Annotated in this window: 15 protein-coding genes; 6 read left to right on the forward strand and 9 right to left on the reverse strand. The window is 69.3% G+C overall.

Going from position 1 to position 22,024, the window contains the following annotated elements:
* Positions 1-21: 21 nt before the first annotated feature.
* The gene (locus RCR19_RS07390) at positions 22-831 is read right to left on the reverse strand and encodes a DUF427 domain-containing protein (RefSeq protein ID WP_331264389.1); all 810 of its coding nucleotides are present in this window, start codon (positions 829-831) and stop codon (positions 22-24) included.
* 196 nt (positions 832-1,027) lie between these two features.
* A complete protein-coding gene (locus tag RCR19_RS07395; RefSeq protein WP_331264390.1) occupies positions 1,028-1,249 on the reverse strand; it encodes a winged helix-turn-helix domain-containing protein in 222 nt (73 codons plus the stop codon).
* A 967-nt stretch (positions 1,250-2,216) separates the two neighbouring features.
* Here RCR19_RS07395 and RCR19_RS07400 point away from each other — a divergent pair.
* The 4 genes from RCR19_RS07400 (at position 2,217) to RCR19_RS07415 (ending at position 5,934) form a co-directional block, all read left to right on the forward strand.
* On the forward strand, positions 2,217-3,359 hold the full coding sequence (locus RCR19_RS07400) for a beta-propeller fold lactonase family protein (RefSeq protein ID WP_331264391.1): 1,143 nt from the start codon (positions 2,217-2,219) through the stop codon (positions 3,357-3,359).
* Between the two features lie 462 nt (positions 3,360-3,821).
* On the forward strand, positions 3,822-4,532 hold the full coding sequence (locus tag RCR19_RS07405; RefSeq protein ID WP_331264392.1) for a sigma-70 family RNA polymerase sigma factor: 711 nt from the start codon (positions 3,822-3,824) through the stop codon (positions 4,530-4,532).
* Positions 4,529-4,753, forward strand: coding sequence for a hypothetical protein (locus tag RCR19_RS07410; RefSeq protein ID WP_220291480.1), 225 nt, complete (start codon positions 4,529-4,531; stop codon positions 4,751-4,753). The genes RCR19_RS07405 and RCR19_RS07410 overlap by 4 nt, the downstream gene beginning before the upstream one ends.
* A gap of 695 nt (positions 4,754-5,448) precedes the next feature.
* Positions 5,449-5,934 (forward strand): peroxiredoxin family protein, encoded by a 486-nt coding sequence (locus RCR19_RS07415; protein WP_331264393.1) that lies wholly within the window; start codon positions 5,449-5,451, stop codon positions 5,932-5,934.
* Between the two features lie 171 nt (positions 5,935-6,105).
* Here RCR19_RS07415 and RCR19_RS07420 read toward each other — a convergent pair whose 3' ends face one another.
* From RCR19_RS07420 to RCR19_RS07445, 6 genes are all read right to left on the reverse strand, one after another.
* Positions 6,106-9,027 carry a hypothetical protein gene (locus RCR19_RS07420; RefSeq protein WP_331264394.1) on the reverse strand — a complete coding sequence of 974 codons (2,922 nt, stop codon included), beginning with the start codon at positions 9,025-9,027 and terminating at the stop codon, positions 6,106-6,108.
* A gap of 2 nt (positions 9,028-9,029) precedes the next feature.
* Entirely contained in the window at positions 9,030-10,877 is a 1,848-nt protein-coding gene (locus RCR19_RS07425) for an HSP90 family protein (protein ID WP_331264395.1), read from the reverse strand.
* Positions 10,878-10,925: 48 nt separating this feature from the next.
* Complete coding sequence (locus RCR19_RS07430; RefSeq protein WP_331264396.1) at positions 10,926-11,912, reverse strand: hypothetical protein; 987 nt, start codon at positions 11,910-11,912, stop codon at positions 10,926-10,928.
* A gap of 517 nt (positions 11,913-12,429) precedes the next feature.
* Positions 12,430-14,511 carry an NPCBM/NEW2 domain-containing protein gene (locus tag RCR19_RS07435; RefSeq protein WP_331264397.1) on the reverse strand — a complete coding sequence of 694 codons (2,082 nt, stop codon included), beginning with the start codon at positions 14,509-14,511 and terminating at the stop codon, positions 12,430-12,432.
* Between the two features lie 693 nt (positions 14,512-15,204).
* Entirely contained in the window at positions 15,205-15,933 is a 729-nt protein-coding gene (locus RCR19_RS07440) for a flavodoxin family protein (RefSeq protein WP_331264398.1), read from the reverse strand.
* A gap of 121 nt (positions 15,934-16,054) precedes the next feature.
* A complete protein-coding gene (locus RCR19_RS07445; RefSeq protein WP_331264399.1) occupies positions 16,055-16,810 on the reverse strand; it encodes an RraA family protein in 756 nt (251 codons plus the stop codon).
* Positions 16,811-17,251: 441 nt separating this feature from the next.
* Between RCR19_RS07445 and RCR19_RS07450 the strand changes: the two genes are divergently transcribed.
* Positions 17,252-18,658, forward strand: a complete 1,407-nt coding sequence (locus RCR19_RS07450; protein ID WP_331264400.1) for an amidase — start codon at positions 17,252-17,254, stop codon at positions 18,656-18,658.
* A gap of 364 nt (positions 18,659-19,022) precedes the next feature.
* Positions 19,023-19,703 (forward strand): TMEM175 family protein, encoded by a 681-nt coding sequence (locus RCR19_RS07455; RefSeq protein ID WP_331264401.1) that lies wholly within the window; start codon positions 19,023-19,025, stop codon positions 19,701-19,703.
* Between the two features lie 190 nt (positions 19,704-19,893).
* On the opposite strand, the gene RCR19_RS07460 is transcribed toward RCR19_RS07455, so the two are convergent.
* Complete coding sequence (locus RCR19_RS07460; RefSeq protein WP_331264402.1) at positions 19,894-20,289, reverse strand: DUF5133 domain-containing protein; 396 nt, start codon at positions 20,287-20,289, stop codon at positions 19,894-19,896.
* Positions 20,290-22,024: the final 1,735 nt, after the last annotated feature.

Below are 22,024 nucleotides of genomic sequence, written 5' to 3' on the forward strand. Positions count from 1 at the left end.
CCCGTCGGCGCCGGGGACAGCTCAGGATCCGGCTCGCCGCTGCTTGTCCCACTCTGCTCGCGAGAGGGCGGTGGGCCGCGGGAGCAGAACGCCGTCCACGTACAGGTCGACATGCTCGTTGTAGAAGGCGACCATCCCCGCGATGGCGGAGCACGACACCGTCGGGAAGTCGTACGCCCAGGCGAGATCGTCGTGACTGACGGCCCCGCTCACGAACGACCAGTACCCGCTGGTCCTCCCCTTGTACGGGCACGCCGTCACGGTTGCCGAGGAACGCAGCAGGGTCCAGTCGACAAAGGCGCGCTCCACGTAGTAACGGGTCGGCAGGCCGGTTTCGAATAGCTTCACCGAGGACGGCGCGTCCGCGAGGACGGTGCCGTCGACCTCGACGCGCACGCCACTGGACGAGCGCAGCGCGTCCACCCGGGTGTACGGGCTCCTCGGGTGTACGAAGACCTGCTCGTCCTCCTCGAACCACGCGTCGATCGCATCCCACCGGAAACGGGCGGTACCGATGAGCGGCTCCGGGGCACCCTCGCCCCAGACCCACGCCGCACCCTCGCGGACCTCGGAACCCACCCGCAGCGAGTGCCGCCGCGCGGGACCGGGGCCTAGCCGGCCGGCGCGGCCGTCGTCGGTCAGGACACCCTCGGCCATATCCCGCAGCGGAATGCTGTACTGCGGATAACCGGGCCACTCCCACACGTACAGCGCGCGGTGGGTGTCGAACACCCACCGGCTGCCGACCTGCGCGCGGATGCGCCGCGGCACCGGCTCGACATGCCCGACCGGGACGATGAGACCCGGATAGTCCACAGTCTCCTCCACCATCGGCGATCACCTCGGTCCGCCCCGGCCGCTTCCGTACACCCAGTGTCTCCAGCGGACGTGCGAACCGGCCACTCCAGCCGTCTCCCGGCAGACGAGCCCGGTGACGCCCCTTCCCGACGGCCGAGCCCGCGGCACCACCGGTATGCGAAGGGCAAGCGGTCGGGTCGGGGCGTTCGACGGGAAGCCGGGGCCGCGGTCAGCGCACGAAGCTGCCCTGACCGAGCACGGTGTAGAGGCGCCCCTCAGCACGCAACGCGGCCACCGCCTTTTGCACGGTCGAGGCTGCTACGTCGAGCTCGGTGGCGAGGGTCACGACAGCGGGAAATCGCTCACCCTTCGGGTACACGCCGGCGTCGATCCGTCTGCGCAACTCACCGGCCACCTGCGGCCATACGGGCTTGCTCCGGTCAAGATCCATGCTGTGAGCGTGCGCGAATCTTCGTCTTCACGCGACCGCGAATACGCGTATACGCGTACACTGAACTCTAGAACGCCCCCGCTGCCGGGTACGGGAGCCGGGAGCCAAGCCGACCACGAGGAGTCGACCCAGTGAACCGAACCACCGGGCTGCGAAGGTTGCCGTGGACGTCCCCAGAGGGCAAATGCGAGTACGTACAGCCAGGAGGAGCCCTGGCAGCCGTGGCCGACTCATGCGAGGAGAGCATGATGGCGGCAGCGAGGGAGGACGTCAGACGCGCACGGGCCGTCGCTGGTGACCAGTGCTCCTGCCGTGCCGAGTTACGCGACGCGATCCACTTCCTTTCACGTGCGACGGAGGATGCGATCATGGTCGCCGAGCTGCGCGGGGAACGTCTTCCGCCCGAGGAGCCGTTGACGAACAGCGCACGCCGCGCGATCGGCGAAAACCTGGTGCGCCGGTTCGAAGGCGCGTGAAACCAAGGACAACCTGCACCGTCAGCACGTACGGCGCCTCACCACTCTGTGGGTACCCACGGCGTGCAGTGCCTGTTGCGCCGGCGTGGTCGAACCATGGGGGGTGACGCCACGATCTGCACCGATGCTGACTGACCGGCGTGGAGGGTTTTCCCACAGGCACAAGGTGCCCTCAACCTGATCACGAGGGTGAGCAAGTGCACGGTCTTGCCGATACGGCCGTACTCGACGCACGCGGCGCCGCGACGGCTTCCACCACCGGTTGCGACATCTGGTGCTCTCCCTGCCGCCCGCCTCCCCCGCCACGCGCGCGCCGCCACCCGCCCCCTGGCCGCCCTGGGACTTTCAATCCTTACCGAACTATGTCGACGCTCCCGGGTCCAGTAAGAACGCGCCGCTTCCCGATGCCGAGGCAATGGCGGGGCTGACAGGGCCTCGGCAACAGACACGGCGGTTGGGCCACCACCGCCCCAGGCACTGTGAGGATGACCATGGGTAAGACGTTCAAGGCCGCCCGGACAGCAGGCGTCGGCGTCGCCGCTGTCGCGTCGCTGGCCGCGTTCGCCGGTCCCGCGTCGGCGCGGCCGGCGCACCACTCGAGCCGTTCCGGCGCCCCGGTGTTCGTGCAGACCGACCGGACCACCGGGAACACGGTCGTCGCCTACAGCCGTGCGGCGGACGGTTCCCTGGAACAGCGTCGGGTCTATGCGACGGGCGGCCTCGGGGGCAAGCAGGACGGGGCCGTGGTGGACAACCTGGCATCCCAGGGCTCACTGACGTACGACAAGGCACACCGACTGCTGTACTCGGTGAACGCCGGCAGCAACACGATCACGGTCTTCTCGGTGCAGGGCGACCAGCTCGTACGGCGCCAGGTCATCGCCTCCGGCGGCACGTTCCCTGTGAGTGTGACGGTGCACGGCAATCTGGTGTATGTGCTGAACGCCCTGGACGGCGGCTCGGTGCAGGGCTTCCTGCGCGTCGGCGAGAAGCTGCTGAAGGTGCCTTCCTGGCACCGCGCACTGGGCCTCGACCCGAATGCCACCCCGCAGTTCACCCACACCCCGGCGCAGGTCGGCTTCACCCCGGACGGGAGCAGGCTGGTCGTCACGACCAAGGGTGTCGGCAACAGCATCGACGTGTTCCCTGTCAGTACCCTCGGTATCTCGGCCAAGCCGGTCGTCACCCCCACTCCCGGCGCAGTGCCTTTCGGTTTCACCTTCGACGCCGCGGGCCGTCTGGTCGTCACCGAGGCCGGTTCGAACTCGGTGGCCACCTATGCGTTCGGCCGAGACGCTCGGCTGGCCAAGGTCAGCGAGGTGGCCACGGGCCAGGCGGCGACCTGCTGGGTCGTCCGTGACGGAGACAACTTCTACGCTGCCAACGCGGGCAGCGGCTCCCTCACCCGCGTTCACGGTGGTGCCGACGGTTCGCTGCAGGTCCTGGGCAACACCTCGACCGGCGCCGGCACGGTGGACGCGGCTGTCTCCTCCGACGGGGAGTTCCTCTACGCCCAGACCGGCGCGGTCGGCGGCGTCGACGAATTCCGCGTCAACGCCGACGGCTCGCTGACGAAGGTCGCTTCGACCGCAGTGCCCGACGCGGTGGGCGGCGAGGGCATAGTCGCTCTCTGATCACGCGCGGGGGTGGCTGCCGCCGGTTCGCGGCAGCCACCCTGAGGCAGCGGAGGCACTACAGCGGATCGCCGCGCCTACCGGTGGGGACGGACCACCCCCGTCAGTGTTTCCCGGAGCCGCACCGGGAGCGCCGAGGTCCAGGAGCTGGTGACCACCTGCACCACGTGCAAGCAACGGCTCACTCGTCTCGTCCGATGCGTCCGCCGATGTGCGGGCGGCGCAGACATGACACCGGCATCCGCAGGAGACGGGGCTCACGATGCAGGCGGATCGCCGCCGTCCGGCGCTGCTAAGATTCCTGCAGGATTGCGGCTCCTGCCACCATTCGACCGGGGCGCTGTGTCTCGCGCCCTCGGGTCGGTGATGCGACCTGCCGGCCGTGTGATCGTGGCGCCCGGCTCACCCGTCGTGGTGTGGCCTACGAAGCCGATACCGCTTGCCCGGGAGACTGCGAGCACCATGGCGAACAGTGCGTCCGAAGCCGATATGGAGGCCGCGGGGCCACTCTCCGTCCCCGTGATGGGCGACCCCGGCGGCGTGAGGCATACCGGACTCGACCCTGAGTCCGAACAATGGGTGCGTGCGCTGGAGTCGAAGGGACGCCCCTACGAGGAGGCCTGTACCAGGCTGCACGCGGTGCTGCTGCGGATCGCCCGCTTCGAGATCGGTCGCCGCGCCACCCATGACGTCGCGGGTCCCGAGCGTGACGACCTCGCCCACCAGGCGGCTGCCGACGCTCTTCTGGCCATCACACGCAAGATCGGGCAGTTCCGTGGCGAGAGCAAGTTCACGACATGGGCCTTCAAATTCGTGGTATTCGAAGTCTCGACCAAGCTCGGCCGCCACTTCTGGCGGACACCCGGCGTCACACTCGACAACGAGGAATGGGAACGGCTGCCGGACCGCTTCGGTCTCGACCCGGGAGCTGAGACCGAGGCTCGCGAATTGCTGGCAGACCTGCGTGCGGCTGTGGATGAGGTCCTCACCGATCACCAGCGGCGGGTCTTCGTGGCGCTCGTCGTCAACGGCGTGCCGCTCGACGCGCTGGTGGACAGGCTCGGCACCAACCGCAACGCCGTCTACAAGACGATGTTCGATGCGCGCAGCAGGCTGCGCGCTCGACTGACCGACCTGGGGTATCTGCCCACAAGCACATCGAGGCCCTCATGATCGACACAACGAAGCTGGAAGCATTTCTGCGGACCGATCCCCGTGACGTTGGCTGCGAGCGTGCCATGGAAGTCCTGCACATCTACGCAGAGATGCCCGAGAACGACCGGCACATCGGCGAAATGGCGGGTGTGGAGGCCCATCTTCGGGCGTGTGGTCCGTGCTCGGAGGACTACCAGGGACTGCTGGCCGCCATCGCCCTGGCTGCGCACGACCTCTGACGCGTCGCACCACCCAGACGATCGGCTGCGGTGGCCGGCCGCGCCGAGAGCCGCATGTCGGCGGCCTCTGAACGGTTCAGCGAACGGCAACACCGCGCGCGAACCGAGCACGGCATGCATGACGTCCTCAGCCGGACGTCAAGGCGCCGGAACGGCCCGTGCCGTACGGCGCGGGAACAGCTAGCGCCCGGCGGAGCCGCGGCCGACGATCCGACCGGCCCCGAACCTCTTTCCCCTGCGGTCTGCGGCAACCGGCAGCCCTCGCCCCGTGCGTATCCTCATCGCCGGCCCTCACCTCGGCGGTGACTGCATGACCGCATCGTTCCAGGTACGGGCGCTCGCAGAACCGATCCGAGATCGACAGTAAGAATCCGCTCCGGGGTGCCGCCAATCGAATGTGGACAGGCCGAGGAGAGCGGAGAGGCGCGAGCCGTATGCACCTTCACCTCCCGGTCGGCCCCACCACCGGGAATGCGCGGCTCCAGCCTCACAGGTCCTCCGGATCCTCCGGCCTGTCACGCGACTGGTGAGACCGATGGAACCCGCGCCACCGCCTCACGGCGCCGGTGAGGGTCCAGCGCTCTGTCCGGGCCTCCTTCGAGACCTGTTGCCCCCACGCCGTAGGGCGGACACGCCGAAGCGCCCAACCGAACGACCTCCGCACGATCACAAAACCATATGACAGGAGAACCACCGTGAGCCACGTCCTGCGCCCCGGCGACGCCTTCCCTGCGATCACTGTCGCGGTTCCGGGTGGCGGGCAGATCTCCCTGCCTGACACCCTGCACGGGAGTTTCGGTGTCGTGCTGTTCTACCGAGGCTCCTGGTGCCCGTACTGCAACGGCCAGCTGCGGGCATTCCAGCGTGCCCGTGAGACCTTCGAGCAACTCGGTGTGAAGGTCGTCGCGCTCTCCGTCGACGACGAGGCCACCACCCAGGCCCTGATCGACAAGCTGAAGCTGACCTACCCCGTCGGACACAGCGCGGACGCCAAGTCCATCGCCGCGGCCACCGGGGCCTTTGTCAACGACGACCCCGAGCATCTCCAGTCGACCGGGTTCGTCCTCGACCCCGAGGGCGGTGTCATCGTGGCCGTCTACTCCAACGGCGCCATCGGCCGCCTGGTCCCCGAGGACGTCGCCGGCCTCATCCGTTACGTCAAGGAGCACGCCGCCCAGTAAGGCCCCGATGGCCGGCAGCCAATGCCTCCGTGCCCCAGTACGCAGGACAGGGAGTAGGCGGGAGCGTTCCTGCACGGGGAGGCTGTCGCCGGCTGCGACCGGCGCGCACCGGGGCGGACCGGCAGGGCGCGGTGCCGGGGCGGGCGTCCGCCCGGTACCGCGCCCGTCGCATCACCCCTGGTCGCGCAGCCGGGCCGCCAGGGAGACCAGTTCCTCGGTCTCCTCGGTGTGGCCGAGGGCGGTGAGGCGGGAGACCGCCGCGTCGAGGCGGGTGAGGGCCGGGGCGGGGCGTTCCAGGTAGATGCCCTCCACCGCACCCGCGAGACGGACGCACTCGGCCCACTCGTCGGCGTGGTCCTCGTCGGGTCCCGTTTCGCCGAGCAGTACGACGGCCTCGTCCAGGGCGGCCAGGGCGGTCTCGTACTCGCCGGCGAAGGCGTTGACCCGTCCGTGCTCATAGGCCAGGGCACTGTCCAGGGAGCGGCCGCGGGCCTCGTACTCGGCAGCGCGGGCCTCGTCGGCGATCCCGCCCGCGTCCTCGAGGTAGGCGAGAGCGTCGGCCAGGCCCTCCGAACCCTGCTGCTGGGCCTGGAGGCGGGCGAGTTCGCGCAGGCAGCTGCTGAGCTGCTCGTAGCGCGGGGCCCGGACGTGGGCGGCGAGAGCCTGGTCCGCGGCCTCGCGGGCCCGGCCGAACTCGCCGGACTGGGCGAGGATCACGGCGGTCTCGGCGGCGATCATGGCGTGGCTTCCGGGATCGTCGTCCCAGTCGGCCGACTCGGCCGCGAGGGCTGCGAACTCCACCGTGGCGGCCTTCAGATCCTCACCCGCGTGCAACGCGCGGGCGCGGGTCAGGCGCAGTTGGGCGACGAGCCGGTCGTCCAGCTCTCCGGCTGCGACGTCCGGTTCGGTCAGGAGGGAGTCGAGCAGTGCGATGCAGTCCTCGATACGGCCCAGGTCGAGGCTGAGCCGCGCCGCGTTGCTGTAGGAGTGGAACGCGTCCGTGCGGCTGCCGTGGCGCAGTTCCAGCTCCGCGGAGCGCGTCAGGTGCCGCAGTGCCTCGTCGGGGCGGCCCAGGTGCATGCAGGCTTCGGCCAGATCACCTTGGAGGCGGGCGGTGTCGATGGTCCCGGCCGGCCACTCGGCCGCCACTCGAAGGCTCTCGGCCAGGTCCGCGTGGGCGGCCTGGGCGTCCTTGAGGCCGAGCTGGATCCGGCCGCGCAGGCCGAGTGTGCGGGGCAGGTGCCAGGCAGGGCCGTGCGCCCTCAACCGGTCGAGGAGGGCGTCGGTCTCCGTCAGCGCGGCGGGCAGATCGCCGGAGATGGCGTATGTGCTGGCCCGCAGCAGGAGGGCGCCGGAGATCTGCGCGGCGATGTCGTGCCGGGTGGCGAAGTCGAGCAGCAGGTCCGTCTCGGCAAGGACCGGCGCAGTGTGCTCCTCGTTCCTGGAGGTCTGCAGGCGCAGGCCCAGCGCGGTCGCCCGCAGCCGCAGCACACGGGCCTCCTGGTACGGGGCGAAGCCGGGGGTCTCCTCGTGCAGACGGACCAGAGCCGCGTGTGCGGCGGTCAGCTCGGCGGTCTTCGCCTCGGCGCCGTCGGCACCCTCCGCGGGCTCACCCGCGGGGATCAGGGCGCAGGCGCGTGCGAGCGCCGCGTGCCCCGGCGCTCCGGCCTCGTCGTACAGGCTCGCGGCCTTCTCGTACAGGGCGGCCGCCTCGTCGAAGGCCTCCTTGTCGCCCGCTCGGCTCGCCTCGTCCTCCAGCAGGTCCGCGCGCAGTTGTACGAACGGCCCCACGGCCGGGTCGTCGGGATGGACGTAGTCGGGGGCGGCGACGAGCGTGCGCAGCCGTGCCCAGCAGGCCGTTGCGTCCGGATGCCCCTGCTCCTCCAACGCCCTTGCGCGGCGGATGAGTTCGGGGAGCGACTCGGGGACGGCGGCCGTCGCGCGAGGGACGGGCGCGGCAGCCGGGGCCACATCGTCGAGGCCTCGGGTGCGCAGGGTCAGTTCCAGCGCGTCCAGGAGGGGGGCACGGTCGAGGCGGGCCTCGCGCCGGTCGGTGTGGGCCGTGGTCCCGTTGCGGGCGTCGAAGCGCGCGGCCAGGTCGTCGGCGCGACCGTGCACCTCGGCGCGCAGGCCGGCCACCGTCCAGGTGCGGCCCGCGTATCCGGCTGCGGGCAGCTCCCCGTGCCCGAGGAGTTCGACGCGCTGCAGCAGGACCTCCGCGCCGGTGAGAAAGCTGAGCAGGTCCAGCGGCGAGTCGACCTCGTCGAACAGGTTCCGGTTTTCGGCGAGCAGTTCCAGACCGCGAGCCTCGTTGCCGGTCAGCGCGCAGAACTCCAGGTGCCGGCCGACCTCCCCGGACATCGAGGGATTGCGGCGGCAGGCGCGGTAACCGGCCAGGTGCACCTCGCGGGCCTGGTCGGTGCGGCCCGTGCGCAGCAGGGGAAGCAGTGCGTACGACACGGAGCGGGCGGGCTCCTCCTGGCAGGACTCCTTCCCGGTCAGGACGGGCTCCCAGGTACGCAGCGCACGCTCGTCGTCGCCCGCAGCGAGGTGGTACAGAGCGCGCTCGCAGATCTCACAGGCCTCGCAGTCACTGAGCCTGGTGCGGGCACGGCTCGCCCACAACTCGTAGGCGAGGGTGGTGTCCTCCCCCACATGGGCGGCGAGTTGGTACGCCTGCCCATAGTAGGGCTGAAGTCCGAGGCCGGCCTTCTCGTACCGGTCGCGCATCTCCGTCAGCCACTGGCGGAGGCTGGCCAGCGGCATCTCGGGCAGCGCGCGCAAGGCGTTGGCCACCCACTTGAACCGCCAGAACAACGTGTGGCGCAGGCGCTCGTCGAAGACGTCGGGCTGCTCCTCGAAAAGGGTGAGCAGACGGGCGAAGACCACGGGCGACTTCCGGGGTTCGGAGCCGTAGGTGTACGCCTCCTGGAGTTCGAGGAGCGCGTGCACGAGGGGGACGGGCTCGGCGAACTGCTCTGCGGCGTCGACCAGTTCCTCGGCGGTGACGGTGCGGGTACGGCCGTAGGGGCGCCGGTCGTTCTCCTGGAGCGCCTGGTACAGCTCGTCGGTGTTCTGGGGTGCGGTCGGCATCGTCAGCTGTCCTTGCGGAGGGCGTGGGCGAGGAGGTCGAGGAAGGAGCGGTTGATCAGGCTCGACTCGGCGGGCCTGAGCGGGCGCCGGGACAGCATCGCGGCCTGCCCGTAGAGGGCTTCGGCGCTGGTGCGGGCCAGTTCGGGTTCGTCGATGCCGACGGCCGTACGGACCAGTGGATTGAGCTGATTGAGGATCAGCTGGGCCCGGGGCGCCTCCTGGCGCAGGTGGCCGAGGATGTCGCCCCACACTCCTCCCTGCTGCTCGCGGGCGAGTTGGGAACGAGTGCGTTCGTGCCGGGCCTCTCGGCTGTCGAGGAGGAGGGCGGGGGCGGAGGCGGGCTGGAAGGTGCGCAGGGCGACATCGCAGTCGAAGACGGCGAGCGCGTCGCGGGCCAGGGCGAGGTAGGCCGCGGCGGCCAGCTCCGTCTCCCGGTCGACGGGGTCGAGGTGGGCGGTGAGCGTCGCCGGGTCGAGGTCGGCGACGCTGACCTCCGGCCTGATCTCCGGCAGCCGGTGGACCAGTTCACGGTCGTAGGTGTAGCCGCCGTTGACGACGCCGAGCCCGGCTGCCGAGGCGATCGCCGCGACCTGCCGGAACTCCTCCACGCTGGACGTCACCAGCACGGTGCGGTGGGTGCGCGCGAACTCGTCCAGTGTGGCGTGCCCGTCGGTGGTCTCGAACGGCAGCCACGGCAGCAGCATCCGCAGGATCTCGTCGTCGTGCACCGCCAGTGACTTCACGGCCAGATGGTGGGCCTGGAGGAAGCGGCCGAGCAGATCCGGGTCGCTGGCGGCGGTCCGGGCGATCCACGCGCGCAACCGCTCGGCGAGAGCGTCACGGACCGCGACGAGTGTGTCGTCCTCGTACAGGGACTCGCGGGACGCCGTGGGGCGCAGGCTCTCGGCGTCGACGACGCAGCGGACGAAGAACGCCCACTCGGGCAGGATCTCCTCGGCCTGCTCGGACAGCAGCATGCCCTTGACGTGCACGCGGTGGCCGTGGCGGCGCCCGGCCGGCACCGCCTCGGGCAGCACGCAGGCGATGCCCTTCAGGCCCACGGCCGGCAGGTCAAGCTCGATGGTGTCCAGCGGGGTGAATCCGAAGGTCTCCTCGCCGTACGCGGCCAGCGCGCGGGAGCGTGCTCCCGGCGTGGGGTACGTACCCGCCCACGGTGCGGGTTCGGGATTGACGGATGCGCCCGAGCCTCCCGTGCCGTCGTCGAAGGTCACGGGGTGGCGCAGCAGGGAGCCGAAGTGCCGGGCCAGCGCGTGCACCTGTGCCGGCCGGGTCCACTCGCCCGCGTCGACGCGCGGTGTCAGCGTGACGGTGGTGCCGGGACGCGGGTGTGCGGAGGAGGGCAGGGTGCGGACGGTGTAGCTGCCGTCGCCGCGGCCCCGCCATTCCACGACGGGGGCGTCGGGGGTGCGGGCGGAACGGCTGAGGACGTGGATCTCGTCCGCGACCAGGAAGCAGGAGAGCAGTCCGATGCCGAACTGGCCGATGAAGTCTGCGCGTTGCTCGGCTATCCGCTCGGCGCGCTTGCTGCTGCGGCCGATCGTGGCGAGGAAAGTGTGCACGTCGTCCTCGGTGAGACCGACGCCGTCGTCCTCCACACGTACCACCGAGCCATCGGCGTACAGGCGGATACCGAAGGCGTCGGCGGGGGCGCCCGGCTCGAGACCGTGCCGCGCGGTCAGCGCGTCCACCGCGTTCTGGAGGAGTTCGCGCAGGTAGACGCGGGGGCTGGAGTAGAGGTGGTGGGAGAGGAGATCAACGAGGCCGCGCAGATCCACCTGGAAGGTGCGGTCGGCGCCGGCCGGGCTCAACGGGGTGTCGTGCAGAGTCATCGGGCAGTCCGGGGTGAGGTGAGCGACGAGCGGTGGGCGGGGTGGGGCTCAGGCGTTGCGCCGGGCGCGGGCGTACATCTTTTCCGGCTGCGACATGTACTTCCATGGCCACGGGGTGTACGCGCCGCCCAACTCGCGGAAGACGCGCGGCAACGCGATTCTCTCGGAGGCCAGTGACAACGCCATCGCGAAGGTGTTGAAGTCCTCCTGCCAGCCCGGGCGCCGCACATGGGCGCGATGGAGGATGCTGCGCTCGGCCGCCTCCAGCAACTCGTCCTGGATCTCCGGGGTCACAAGGCAGTTCTGACGGCTGGACTCGACCCAGTCCTCGATGTGCGCCATGGCGATCACGCAGCCGAGGCGATGGCCGTCCGGCGCTCCGGCGAACGCCTCACGGGCGAATGCCAGGGCCTCGCCCGGCTTGCCGCCCCAACGGGGCTGCAACTGCGACACCCACTGGATATGGGCGTCCAGGTTCAGCGGATCGCGGCGAAGGGCGGCGTCCAGCCGGGTCTCGTTGACGGCGGGACCCAGCGACATGCCACGGCCGGAGGTGAGCAGGCGGCGCCACGGCGTGACCCATTCCGGCTGCAACTCGGCCGCCTCGAGCAGCTGCTCCTCGGCGATCCGGAGCCGCTCGTGGAACACCCGCCACTGCGCCTGCGAGACGTCCACGGCAAGAGCGCTGGTGCGGGCCTCCCAGCCCCAGTTGACGTGGCGCGCGCCGGATATAAGCAGCGCCGTCGCCCGGTGTTCCTTGTCCTCCTCGACGGCTCGACCGATCCAGGCCTGCACACCGTCCAAGTCGGCGAGCTCACCGAGGACTTGGTCGTCGCGGCCGAGATCGAAGGGGGCCAGCGTCGCCTTGACCGCCGACCAGTCACCCGAGCCTGCCGCCTCCACCAGCGCGAGCACCCGCGAGTCTCCGAGCGCGCGCAGCGTGTACATCCCGTTCCTCGTCCTGCGCGGGGCGGGAAGGGCGTGCGGATCCGCCGCCGACCTCTCCCCGCCTCTGCCGAACAGCCTGTCGAACATGCCCCGCCCCCAACGTTCCGCTTGATCGTCCGGTGCAGCATAAGCGGCACCACCGACACCACTTCCACAGGGTTTCCACCCCTGCTTCACGGGTTCGGTCCCGCCCTCGCGCGCATTCCGGTCTCGGCGGTCCGCGATGCCGATCCACGCCCCTTCAGTACGAGGGGCGCACACCGCTCATACATCCACCAGGGCAGACTCACGGCCGGGACTTCGCCACGACCGCCATCGGCTCCGGCCACGCCGCTCGCCGGTATCGACCCGGTCGGCACCCACCGGCGCGCCGACCGGCGCTCTCCCGACCCCCACTTCACCGTCGTCGGCCCACCTGCGCGGTGGACCGCCGCGCACGACGCCGAACTCGTGGTGCTGCGGCGTGCATGACGTTCGTCCGCTCTTCCTGGGGGCCCGGCCCGACGTCAGGACGCCGTGGCGCGTAGCCGCGCCACGGCGTCCCGATGTCATGGTGAATCGGCCGCATCCCGGTGAGGTGTCACCGGGATGCGGCCGAGCCGGGTCAGCAGGTGGCGTTCAGACCGGCCCAGTCGGCGCGGTCGTTGTAGCCGCCGTCGCCGGCGTCGCCGACCACGAGGTCGAGCACCCGGACGCCGGTCAGGTCGATGTCGGCCTGACGGACGTCGTCGCGGGTCAGCACACCGCTGTCGAACAGCACCTTGCCGTCACCGATCACCTGGAAGGTCGATGTGCCGCCCTCCGGGCCGACGTTGCGTACCGCGTCGTCGATGCCCACGGTGGTGGTCAGCCGGCTGCACTGGTCGCCGAGGTAGTAGCGGATCGTGGAGGGAGAGGCGACCCCGATGCCGGTGGCGTGGACCTGGCCGACCATGCTGATCGGCGACCCGCCACCGACGCTCTGGTCGACCGTCGGGCTCATCCACCCGCTGGTGGCGCTGATCCACTGGTGGTGCGAGAGCGCGACGTCGCCGTCCGGCGCCGCCGGTGCGACAACTATCGGCGTGGACGTCTCCTGCAGCAGCCGTCCCTTGCCGATCACCTCGTACGACGTGGTGGCGGTCAGTGCGGCGTTGCCCGGCGCGGCGGTGGCCGGCAGAGTCACGGTGAAGGCGAAGGTCGCGGAGTGGTTGGAGTCCAGCAGCTTCGGTGCCTTGTCGAGCGGACGGGCCGTCCAGCCTGCGGGCACGGCCAGCTCGACCCGGGGTGCGAAGACCGGCTGCGCACCGTCGTTGCGGACGGTGACCTCGACCCGGGCCTGGTCGCCGCCGGCGACGAGCGGGGCGGTACCGGCCGGCACCGCGTCGTCACCGACCTGCGTCACCTGCGGCAGGCCGGCGACGACGTGCGGAACTCCGGGCTTGCCCGTGGCCTGGCTGACCCGGAACAGGGCCGCGCCGTGGGCCGGGACGGCGGCGCTGATGGTGCCGGCGCTCTCGGTGACCTTGTCGGTCCAGGCGTTCTTCAGGGTGAACCTGTTCCCTGACAGGCCTACCGACGAGGCCTTCGTGGTCAGGGTCGCCGGGCTGTCACCCCGGTTCAGCAGCACCACGGCTCGGTCGCCGTTCGCCAGCCGCTTCACCCAGGTCTCCGTCGTACCGGCGGGCCCGACGCGGACGGCCTGGACACCGGCGGAGTCCTGGTTGATCGCGATCACATCGCGGTCCTCGAGAATGTCCAGCGAGGTCTTGCTGAGCTTGCGGACGTCGCTGCCGATCATCAGCGGCGCGGCCGCCACCGACCAGAGCGTCATCTGGGTACGGAACTCCTCATCGTTCATCCCCAGTTCAGGACCGAGGTAGTCCGGGTCGTTGAAGTGTCCCGGCCCGGCGGCCTCGGGGTGCCGCGCGTTCGCGTCGTAGTTGCGCAGCACGTCCTTGTACTTGATCTCGCCGACGAAACCCACATCCGTGTACGTCCGCCAGGACTGCGCGATCGACGGCGCATAGGTCCAGGAGTACGTCGACTGCTGCTCCTCGGGGTAGTTGCCCCAGTCCGGGGAGGTCACCGGGTTGCAGAGGTTGAAGATCATGGGTCGCTTGCTGGCGTTGTTCCGCAACGCCTGCGCGAACTCGGTGTAGACGGTCTTCGGGTCGAGGTCGGCGGCGATCCCGCAGAGGTAGTCCGCCTTGACCGCGTCGAACTTCCAGGCGGCGAACTGGTCCGCGTCGCGCTGGTAGTAGCCGTGGCTGCCGAGTCCGCACTTGCCCGGGATGTACGGGCCGGCGTCGGTGTAGATGCCGGCCTTCAGCCCCTTGGAGTGGATGTAGTCGACCAGCGGCTTCAGTCCGTTCGGAAACTGGTCGGGGTTGGGCACCAGGTCACCGGCCGCGCTGCGCGGCGTCGGCGCCGCCCAGTTGCCGTCGATCCAGACGTACTGGTAGCCGGAGTCGCGGAGGCCGCTGCTGACCAGGAAGTCGGCCACCGACTTGATCTCGGCCTCGGTCGGATCGCCACCCAGTGCGTAGTAGGTGTTCCAGCCCATGTACGGCGTCGGGCTCAGCACCTGCTGGGATGCCGGCGTCGTGGCGGCCACCGTGCGGGCCGCCGGGCTGGCGTCTGCGGGAACCGACACGGCCAGCAAGCCGGTCACGAGGGCGAGGAGGGCGGTGAGATGTCGTTTCACATCGGATCCTTCGATCAGGCGTGCGACCCGTCCTGGTCGTGAGTCCGAGGTGCCGCCCTCTCATGGAGGGTGCGGCGGTGGGACGTCGGACCAGTCAATGCCCGCGCGCCCGCGGAATGTTTCCAGGATCTTGCAGCGGTTACAGACGCGTGTCAACAATAATTCCTAAATTACGAGTACTAGCAGGGCAGTGCTAGATGTTCCCAACTGCCCTTCAGACGCAAGCGCGTGATTTCACATCAGAGTTTGATGCTTGAGCCGATATGCGAGGTTCGTTCCCCACTTGGAAGCGTTCGCGTCAGGTCGCGGGCTCGCACCGTCAAAGCAGGACTGATCGGCGCCTCGAAGATCCCCTGCTCGAGGGAAACCTCGTGGCTCCCCAGCTCCGAGACCGGCTGGAAGTACCGGGAAACCTCGTCATGACCTCATCGAGCCAGGGTCCGTGCTCACCGGATGCGTGGGGGACGCCGGTCGAAGGCGGCGCGGACGGGGGCGATGGCGGGCATCTCGACGAAGACCTCCCCACCTCACGCGAGGCTGAGCGAGGGCCCCTGCTGTCATCGGCCCCTTCGGCGCGCCGGGCCGCAGCCGGACGCCGCGCCCGCGTCAACCCCGATTCCGCGACCGGGCGGCGCGAATCCGCCTCAACCGGATCCGGGCGCGTGGCATGAGCGGAACGCTCTCATGCCACTCTCAGCGATGCTCGGGATTGGACTGCCCCGAACGGCAACCGGCGTCCCAGAGGGAGCGTTGATTTCCGTGGGCGGGGATACCTCCCGCCTCCTTCAGCAGCTTGGCAACGTGCATGAGGTTCCAGGTCATGAACGTGGTGTTGCGGTTGGTGAAGTCGTTCTCGGGCCCGCCGGACCCCGGGTCCGCGTAGGACGGTCCGGGCCCCACTTCTCCGATCCAGCCCGCGTCCGCCTGCGGCGGAATGGTGTAGCCGAGATGCTGCAGGCTGTAGAGCAGATTGCTCGCACAGTGCTTGAGGCCGTCCTCGTTCCCGGTGATCAGACACCCCGCGACGCGGCCGTAGTAGGCGTACTGACCCCGCTCGTTGAGCAGGGACGAGCAGGCATAGAGCCTCTCCACAACCCGCTTGGTCACGCTGGCATTGTCGCCCAGCCAGATCGGACCGCACAGCACCAGGATGTCGGCGTCCAGCACTCGTCGATAGAGGACGGGCCACTCGTCACTGGGCGCCCCGTGTTCCGTCATGTCGGGCCAGACGCCCGTCGCGATGTCGTGGTCCACCGCTCGGACAACCTCCACCTCGACACCCTGGCGCTCCATCAGGGTGCTGCTCATGAGGAGCAGTTCTTCGGTGTTGCTGCGTTGCGGGGACGGTTTGAGTGTGCAGTTGACGAAGAGCGCACGCAGTCCGTCGAAGTGGCTGTTCGGGTCACGCGCTTCTGCGTTCACGACGTGCCTTCCGGGAAAGGACAACGAGTCGGCTCTGTTTCCTGGCGCCGGTCCGCCCGGCCATGAGGGCGCGGCCGGCCCGCGGACGTGCTCCTGGGACGCCGACGGCGAGCCACCGAAGTCACCGGACGTCCGCCCTTCCTGACTCGGGGGTCCCCGCGGTCCATCGAGTCGCCAAATCGGCCTCTTCCCCCATCATCCGCTCGGCGTCCTCGAGCACGTCGAGTACCTGGTCCCGCGGGATGACCACCGCGTTCGATCCCTTCGCGAACACGTAGTCACCCGGCATGACCCCGACCCCGCCCAGTACCACGGGGCGATTGGCCTCGAAAGGCGTGACGGTGGCGCCTCCCCACGCGACGGCCTCGCCCCGGCAGTACACCGCCAGTTCGGTGTCGGCCAACTCGTCGAAATCGCGGATCCGTCCGTCGGCGATAAGACCCGATACTCCTGCGTGCCTCAACAGTGAGAGCTTGGTTCCGCCGGCCATCGAGGTATCTGGATATCCATTGCTCGCCATGACAAGAACACGGCCTTCGCCCCCTTCCCGGACCGCCTCGCTGAAGAGGGCAGGGAAATTGAACGTCTCCGAGGGCAGCGCGGCCTCGCAGGCGGGGAAGAACGAGATCGTCACCGCAGGGCCGAAGAGCAACCGGTCGGGCGCGGGACTGGCGAGATCGACCAGGTGACTGCGATGCCGGTGCACCCGCCCCAGAGCGTCCACGACGTCGGCCGTCCCCACGCGCTGCGCGAGGTCTCTCAGGCGGTCGCCGGTTTCCATGCCCAGGCCTCCTCGGTCGCCCAAAGCGCTTTTTTGAAATAATAGAGTTTTTGCACCGCGCCGTACTTCATGAAACGGGGCACCGACCGCGAGCATCTCTTTGCCCGAAGGGAAAGCGGCACCACGATACTGACTTCGGCTCCTCAAGGCGTGCAGATCTTTGCCTCGTCCTTTGACCCTTGGTTCAAATGGGGTCGGGAGAGGGTGGGAGGCTTTCCGGATTCGCGCGGCCGATGGTCATGACGGTGACGCCGAAGAGTTGGCCGAGGAGGTCCATGGTCGCGAGTTTGCGCGGCTACCGACCGCTTGTGACCGCGACGTGTGCGGAGCACTCGGACGCGTTGAACCTCCGGCGCAGCAGTCAGCTCGTCGATGAGCTCGCCTAGCTGTCGGCGGGTCATGGCGGTCGTGCCGAGCTCGTCCCGGGGCCTTGAGCGGGCCGCGGGCTCCGACACCCCGGCGGCGCGTCGCACCGTCCGAAGCAGAGAAACGACCGGATAGTACGGCGGTATATACAGATCTGAGAGGAACTCCCTCATGGCCTCCGACCTCATCCACTCCGACGCGACCGAACTCGCCGAGCTGATCCGCACGAGGAAGGTCTCCTCCGTCGAGGTGGTTCGGGCGCACCTCGACCGCATCGAGGCCACCAACCCTCAGGTGAACGCGATCGTGACGCTCGCCGACGGCGCGCTCGACGCTGCGAGGGCGGCGGACGAGCAACTCGCGGCGGGTGGGCAGGTGGGACCGCTCCACGGCGTGCCCTTCACCGTCAAGGACGGCTTCGACACAGCCGGAGTGCTCACCCAGCGCGGGTCGCCGATCTTCGCGGGGCGCGTCCCGGACACGGACGCCACCGGCGTGGCGCGGTTGAAGCGGGCCGGCGCGATCCTTCTGGCGAAGACCAATCTCCCGGAGTTCTCGTACTGGGTCGAGTCCGACAACCTCTTGACGGGCAGGACGAACAATCCCTGGGACCTCAACCGCTCGTCCGGAGGTTCGAGCGGTGGGGAGTCCGCGGCCATCGCTGCTGGGATGTCGCCGCTCGGTCTCGGAAGCGACTTGTCCATCTCGGTGCGTGGGCCGGCGTCGGACACCGGTATCGCAGCCCTCAAGCCGACGCACGGGCGCATCCCGCTGACGGGGTTCTGGCCGCGGGAGCCCCGCCGCGACTGGCACGCCGGTCCCATGGCCCGGACCGTCCGTGACCTCGCACTGGCGTATCCACTGCTGGCCGGCCCTGACGGAGCCGACGGCTTCTCCGTGCTCCCGCCCGAGTTCGACGCCGGCCTGGGCGCCTCACCGGACCGGCCCGTCCGCGTCGGCTGGCTGGTCGACTCGGGACTCGGTCCGGTCGACGCAGAGGTCGTGGCGACTGTGCAGAAGGCCGCAGACGCCCTGGAGGGGGCGGGTGTCGGGGTCGAGGCCGTAAACATCCCGGCTCTCGAGCGGGACAACCCCCTCGAACTCTTCGCCCGGCAGCACGTCATGGAGATGAAGCCGGCCGTCCGCGAGACCACCGCGGGTCACGAGGACCAGATGTTCACCTACTCCAGGGCTCTGCTCGCCGCACCCGACACGTCAGTGGAGGACTACATCCTGGCCGAGCAGGGCGTCGAGAGGCTCCGGGACGGCTTCGCGGAGTACTTCCAGCGGTACGACGCGCTGCTGCTTCCCGTGACGACGATCCCCGCGCACGCGCACGGGCTCGGACGGTTCACCCTCGACGGCCGGACGGTGGGCGCCTTCCACGTGAGTATGACGACCGTACCCTTCAGCCTCACGGGACTCCCGGCCCTGTCCATGCGGTTCGGCACGAGCAGCGACGGCCTGCCGATCGGCGTGCAACTGGTCGCCACCTGGTACGCCGAGTCGACGATCCTGCACATCGCTTCACTGCTGGAGACACTCAGTCCGGTACGCGGCCGGCACCCCGCCTTCTGACGGCCGGGATGGACTCTTCGCGCCGGGATCCAGTTGAAATGCAGTTCACGGCCAGGAGCCCGTCAAGGTCCCGCGAACCCTGCCGGTGGCAACGTGTCGAGCGGGCTGGTGGACGGTCGGAGAGGGAGTGACGCAGGGCGTGGAACACCTACGCAACCTGTGAAGCATGAAATGAGGGAGGGGAGTTGTTCCCTCACATGAGGCGCTGTCCTCCCATGCTGGGCCTCAGCGCTGTCCTCCCGTGCTGTCCCGGGATGTAGGTGCCAGGTCGGCGACGGTTCGACGGCCCCGAGGTCCTCACCGACAGGATCCGGTGGTATCTCTTGCGTCCTCCGTCCCCGAACGAATTCCTGGTGCCGGCGACATGCTCAACCTGCCCCCCATCGGCTTCCGCCGCCGCGACGTCCTCGTGGGACCCGAACGACTGGCGATGCTGGGCGACGCCGTGTTCGCCATCGCCATCACCCTGCTCGCACTTGAGATCACCGTCCCCGAGGGTCTGCCCGAGTCGGAAGTCGCCCACGCCGTCGGGGAATCGGTGCCCGCCATCGGCGCCTATCTGCTCAGCTTCGCCGTCATCGGAGCACTCTGGCTGGCCCAGCACGCCCTGTTCCGCCTGATCGCGACGGTCGACCGCTGGTCGCTGCACTTGTACTTCGCCCTCCTTGCCGTCGTGGCCGCGTTGCCCTACCCGACCCGGCTGATCAGCGAGTACGGCGGAACCACCACGGCGACCGTCGTCTACGCGGCGGCCATCACCCTGACCATCACACTCCTGTGCGCGATGCACCTACGGCTCCTGGCCGCCCCCGCCCTGGCCGCTTCGCTCGCAACGCCCGCGCAGCTGAGGGAGGCGGTCCGCGGTGCCTCCCTGCTGATTCTGGTTTTCGCCACTTCGATCCCGGTGGCGTTCTTCTCGCCGGACCTCGCCAAATACTGGTGGTTGCTGGCGATCCCGACCCGACTGCTGTTCCGTGCGCCGCCCGCGACCGCACAGGCACCGGACGCAGAGAGCCTGCCACGGGAGGAAGAGTCGCCGTCCTGACACCGGGCACCACGCATGCGTCGTCGGGGGCCGACCGTCTCGACGGCCCGTGGAACGAGGCGAGTTGCGACACTCACGAAGCCTGTCCTGCACGACACCGCGTTTCGCGACGGTGAACCATTGCCAACTTGCACCGTGAGCCGGTCAGTTGGTTCAAGGCAGGGAGGCGCTTTCGTTGTGCTGCTCTGCGTCATTTTTGCTCGTTGTCGCGATCGCGGGTCAGTGACAGATGTGGAGACCTTCTCGGCGTTGCCTCTTGCAGGCCGAGCCCCGCGAGTTGTGGCTGGGCGTCGGCACAGCGGACTGAGCGGCCACGAGCAGTGCGTCGGCGGCCACTATGGCGTCGTGCAACAGACCTGGTTCCCGTCATGACGCACAGCGTGTAGCTGACGTCCTCGAGCTCACGCGCCCTTTCCAGCTTCTCGCTTTCCGCGAGCGCGATCTGCAGGGACGCGTACCGGGTCAGCAGCGATCTGACGACCTTCGGATCCGGAACGAGCGGCACAGCCGAGCCCCTTCTGTCGATCTTCGAGTCAAGCGCCCCGTCACGGGCGCAAGTCGAGCGCGCCGCGTCGTTGCTTGACACCTTTTGCACCTCCGTGGTCGTTACCTGCTCAGATGGATGCCCGATTGCCGCCGGCTGGTGGGTGTCATGGCCACGCCCGGCGGCTGGAGCGGCCGTGCCCTCGAGGCCCACACCACTGCCTCGATGTGAAAGACCAGAGACGCCGGACTTCTGTGACGCATCGTGCTGCTCCGGACCAGCAGCGCCCGGCGACGGTGCCCAAAACGGCCCACGCAAACCCGACGGTGTCGGCGCCGAGCTGATGCTTTCCGTTCCTTCGACCCTCTTTACGACACCGACGCCTGGCCTTCCGCGGGAACGTTTGCGGAAGTCTCGACGCGGGAGGGGTACGCGGTACCAAGCCGCCCTGCTTGACGAGCGCCCCGGCACGTCAGCGCCGCAGCGCGGAGGCCCGGCCGACGCGCAACCCAAAAGAGCCCGGCCCGATCCCCGATGCCACCGCACCGACCACGCCCGCCCCACCTTCTCTCTTCATTCATCATTCAGGCGGGGAGCAGCGGCAGAAGAGGGGGATGTCAGCTCCCCAACCGCGGCCAAACCGCCCTCTGACCTGCTGCATTCGAAGGCCCACCAGCGGCCGGGGTCAGGAGATGGCGCAACAGCTTCCGCGCAAGCCGGCACATGAGTTGGCGCCACAAATCCAAGCGGCCTTCGCCAGAATCGCCGTCCGAGCCACCGAACCGGTCCAGCGGCCTCTTTCCTTCGGGTGCGGCAGATAATGCGGGGGTGGCACCACCTCGCAGCACTCAAGCATGACCACGTTGAAGGATGCAGCCGACCCGGCGAGCACGCCTGCGCCCGCTTTGTCCGTCCAGGACAAGTAACTCCTTCACCGCCCTGGTGAACGGAACCGATCTCGCCCGCGGCCTTTCCGGCCCCCGGCATGACCGCCTCAATGACGCATAGCGCCAGCCGTCCCAGCGGATAGAGATGACCCGGGGAGTTCGTAGGCGTGGATCCGCCATCATCGCCCCCAACAACCTCCCGCCGTGGCTGGGTTCACGGCCGCCTCCGACCAAACCGCTCGCTCCACGAGCGCTGCGCACCCGGCAATGCGCCTCTGAAGAACGGACGCTCACGCAGAGGGCTGCGCAACGGGCTCAGCGTCCGCGCAATCGGCCGTGTGCAGTCGATTGCGCACGCGGCAAGCGAATCTCGACCTGGGCTGCGCACCCCAGAGATCGTGCGCAATCACCTCCATGACGGTCGCGGGGCAGTGCGCATAGCCCACGTCCTGCACCGCTCTCCCGGGACGGCGACCGTACTCGTCCAAGTGCCGCGCTCCTCCGGCCGTCGTGACGATCAGTCCCTTACGTCGCTGGTAGGGGCCATGGTCGGGCCGACCAGAGACCCAACCATCACCTATCCGCCCGATGATCTCACCCGGACCGCGGCTCGGGCCGGCGCCCACCACCCCAGGTCGGAGGTCTTGCGCAGTCGGCTGGCGCGCGGCGGTGCACAGCCAAATGCGTTGTTTCGGAGATCCGGCCGCGCAGTCCGCCATGCCATGGGGCGCGTGGCTGGCTTCTGCCGCTGGCCCCGGGCCATCTGCGCAACGGCGGGCGAAGCTGCGCCGCCAGGTGCGCAACAGACCCTTGGGGGAATCTCCGGGGGCCGCTGCCGACCATGCGAGCGCGACCACGGTTACGGTGCGGGCACAGAGGCCGTGGTCGGCCCGACCACGGATCTGGCCTCGCATGGACGTCGACCAGTTCAACACAGGAGCCATCAAGCA

Source organism: Streptomyces sp. WAC07094 (assembly GCF_036320405.1).
Lineage (GTDB): Bacteria > Actinomycetota > Actinomycetes > Streptomycetales > Streptomycetaceae > Streptomyces > Streptomyces lannensis.